Annotated in this window: 1 pseudogene; it reads left to right on the forward strand. The window is 38.5% G+C overall.

The annotated features are described in order from the left end of the window. A pseudogene (locus tag E1140_RS21165) lies at nt 1-805 on the forward strand (SusC/RagA family TonB-linked outer membrane protein); the annotation flags it as partial.

Raw genomic sequence — 805 nt, forward strand, 5'->3', positions numbered from 1 at the left:
AATGGACAATGACAGTTACATTCCTAATGCTGAGAGTAGCCGAACTACTATGAGTTTTGGAGGTAACGGTCAGTTGGATAATGGATTATTCCTATCAGGGACTGTTAATTACACAAATACCTTCCAACAGGCTCCACAGTCAGGCGGTAGCGCATTCAGTGATTATTTTAACGGTGCGGCTGGAATTGGTGCTGGAGCAGGTTCTATTTTCGCAAGGTTATTTTACTTGCCAAGAAACTTTGACTTGAATAATCTTCCATTTGAGAACCCAGTAAATGGCAACAATGTATTTTATAGAGCATTAGATAATCCTCGTTGGATTGCAAAATACAACCTTTATACGAGTGAAGTGAACAGAGCTTATGGAAGTATGACTGCTTCTTATGATGTAACAGATTGGTTAACTGTACTTGCTCGTGGAGGTATGAATACCTACCATGATTCAAGAAGAAGTATCATCAGGAAAGGTGGGCTTCTTATTCCTAACGGACAAGTATGGACTGAAGATCTATCCTATCTGGAGCAGAACTATGATTTTACAGCTACTGCCAACAAAGAGTTTGGTAACCTAAGTGTTAACGCTTTGCTAGGATTGAACATGCAACAAAGAGAGTTAACAAGAAGAAGAGTAACTGGAGCAAATATCATTTCTACCGGTTTGAATTTGACTGATGCAACTTCTACTCAAATTGTCAACCAAGACTTTTCTTCGCTAAGAAGACTTTATGCTGTTTACACCAATGTGGTATTGGGTTATAACGATTATCTGTATTTAACATTAACAGGAAGAAATGACTGGTCATCT

Origin of the sequence: Fulvivirga lutimaris, from assembly GCF_009711525.1 — a bacterium.
Taxonomy (GTDB): domain Bacteria; phylum Bacteroidota; class Bacteroidia; order Cytophagales; family Cyclobacteriaceae; genus Fulvivirga; species Fulvivirga lutimaris.